The sequence below is a fragment of the Acinetobacter sp. YH12255 genome (genome assembly GCF_013417355.1).
GTDB lineage: Bacteria > Pseudomonadota > Gammaproteobacteria > Pseudomonadales > Moraxellaceae > Acinetobacter > Acinetobacter pseudolwoffii.
Genome location: NZ_VPEC01000104.1, coordinates 1 through 2,316, shown reverse-complemented (window position 1 = coordinate 2,316; position 2,316 = coordinate 1). Strand labels below are relative to the sequence as shown.

The 2,316-nt window shown below is 39.9% G+C and carries 2 protein-coding genes and 3 pseudogenes; 1 reads left to right on the top strand and 4 read right to left on the bottom strand.

Going from position 1 to position 2,316, the window contains the following annotated elements; translation table 11 throughout:
- From FTV30_RS15885 to FTV30_RS15870, 4 genes and pseudogenes are all read right to left on the bottom strand, one after another.
- Positions 1-472: IS6-like element IS1006 family transposase (locus tag FTV30_RS15885; RefSeq protein WP_098733213.1), on the bottom strand; the 472-nt coding region annotated here is incomplete at its 3' end.
- Between the two features lie 65 nt (positions 473-537).
- Positions 538-672 (bottom strand): annotated as a pseudogene (locus FTV30_RS15880) (FeoB small GTPase domain-containing protein); the annotation flags it as partial.
- Positions 662-922, bottom strand: coding sequence for a FeoA family protein (locus FTV30_RS15875; protein WP_004665962.1), 261 nt, complete (start codon positions 920-922; stop codon positions 662-664). The pseudogene FTV30_RS15880 and the gene FTV30_RS15875, both read right to left, overlap by 11 nt.
- A gap of 11 nt (positions 923-933) precedes the next feature.
- Positions 934-2,118, bottom strand: a pseudogene (locus FTV30_RS15870) (cation transporter); the annotation flags it as partial.
- 48 nt (positions 2,119-2,166) lie between these two features.
- On the opposite strand from FTV30_RS15870, the pseudogene FTV30_RS15865 reads away from it, so the two are divergent.
- A pseudogene (locus FTV30_RS15865) lies at positions 2,167-2,316 on the top strand (IS3 family transposase); the annotation flags it as partial.

The window sequence follows — 2,316 nt, the reverse complement described above, 5'->3', positions numbered from 1 at the left end:
GTGGACATTTACCTTCCCGTTTTAACCGTGATAAAGCACGTCCATATGTGGGTGCTTTATCCGTGTTGATCACTTGTGGAATTTGCCACTTCTTCACATTATTTAAAATTTTTCCAAGAAAACAATATGCTGATTTGGTATTACGTCTAGAAGAAAGATAAAAATCAATGGTATCGCCACGTTGATCGACTGCACGATACAGATAAGACCATCGTCCATTCACTTTTACATAGGTTTCATCAATATGCCACGAGCTCAGATCTGTAGGATTACGCCAATACCAGCGTAAACGTTTTTCTATTTCAGGAGCATAACGTTGAACCCAACGGTAAATAGTCGTGTGATCAACATTCACACCCCGTTCGGCCAGCATTTCCTGCAGTTCACGATAGCTAATGCCATATTTACAATACCAGCGCACAGCCCAAAGAATGATTTCGCCCTGAAAATGCCGACCATGGAAAGGATTCATATGCTGCACCTTTAGCTAAAACAGTCTTCAGCTTACCATTCGTGGTTATTTGCAACAGTGCCGTTAAAAGAACCTTCTTTTCTTTCTACGGTAACCCCAGCATAGTTGGCAACTTTTTGTCGCGTACCAGTAAGTGTATTAAATAAAGAGGTTTTTCCGCAATTTGGATTACCGACTAATGCAATATTCTTAATCTTCATTGGATACTAACTCTACAAAAATTCTTTCAGCTTCATTCTTTCTTAATGCGAATCTTGAAGTTTCAATCTGAACTAAAACAGGATCTCCGCCAAAAACACCTTTAGCGAGTACTTGTAGAGTTTCACCCTCTCTAAAACCTAATAGTTGGAGCCGTTCCAATACGGGATCAGTGGTATGACTGTATTGATTACCTTTTTTGAGATCTCTAATTTTGACGATCTGATTTTGTTTAACTTGAAATAGATTCATTTTCGATACTCTTACTTCAAAGCCAAAATCTTTCGAGCACCATTAAGCACGAATAAAGAAACCAGGATGCCAATGATTAAGTCTGGATAAGCTGATCCCGTCCACGCCACGAGTACACCGGCAAATATAACGCCCATATTTACGACAACGTCATTCGCCGAGAAAATCCAACTGGCTTTCATATGTGCGCCATCTTCTCGATGACCAGAAATAAGATATAAGCATGTCACGTTAGCTATAAGTGCGAGCAGGCCAATAACAATCATGAGCGTTGATTCTGGCTCGCTTCCAAACATGAATCGTCTAATGACATCAATAATCACGATGACAGCAAGTAATAACTGAATCCAACCTGCGAAATGGGCTGCTTTCACTTGATATTTCGCAGCTTTTCCGACGGCATATAGCGCAATACCATAAACGGCTGCATCGGCAAACATATCTAGAGAATCAGCAATCAATCCTGTAGACGCAGCAATAATTCCGCTGATGAATTCTATAAAGAACAGTAGAGCATTAATGCCTAATAACAGTTTAAGTACTTTAGCTTGTCTCACAGGATCAGGTTCATTAGGTATATCGCCTGTAGAAAGCTGTGTTTCATCAAGTTTCGCCCCAAAACCCAGTCCTTCGAGTTTAGCCGTAATTTGCTGAATCCCTTCATTATGGAAGACTTTCAGTTTTCGATTGGGAAGATCAAAAGTAAGACCTTTAACTGCTTCAATATCTGCAAGAGCCATACGGACCATTTGCTCTTCAGCAGAGCAATCCATTTTAGGAATGGTATAGGTACTTGTTTGCTTAGCCTGTTGATTGCTTATATAAGTTTCAGTCTTCACAAGCTTTGCACCAAAACCCAAAGCTTCAAGTTTGGTAGTTATATTTTCATCTTTTTGATTATGTAGAACCTTTAAAGACCGGTTAGGTAAATCAAAGATGAGTTTTTGAACACCATCAATTGAAGATAGCGCCATACGAACCATCTGTTCTTCCGCAGAACAATCCATTTTGGGAACTAAGTATTCACTCATGTAGTGCGAATCTTTTAAAACGTTTTCAGTGCTTAAATTTTCTTTGGGATCAGAACCACAACAGGATTGAGCGGTATCTTCACAACTGTTTGAAGTGTTACAGCAAGGAGATGAAGATTTTTCTTCTTCCTCTTCACCACAACAGCTAGGCGTATTATCACAATGAACCGTACCGGGTTTGTCGGAGACTCAATATTCTGAGAGACTATTCCGATGAAAAAACCAACCTATACCCCCGAAATTAGAGAAAGAGCGGTTCAATTACTAATTGAATCTGAAAAAGATTATCCTTCTACTTGGGCTGCAATCACAGCAATTGCGCCTAAGATTGGTTGTACTCCTGAAACACTTCGTGCCTGGCAT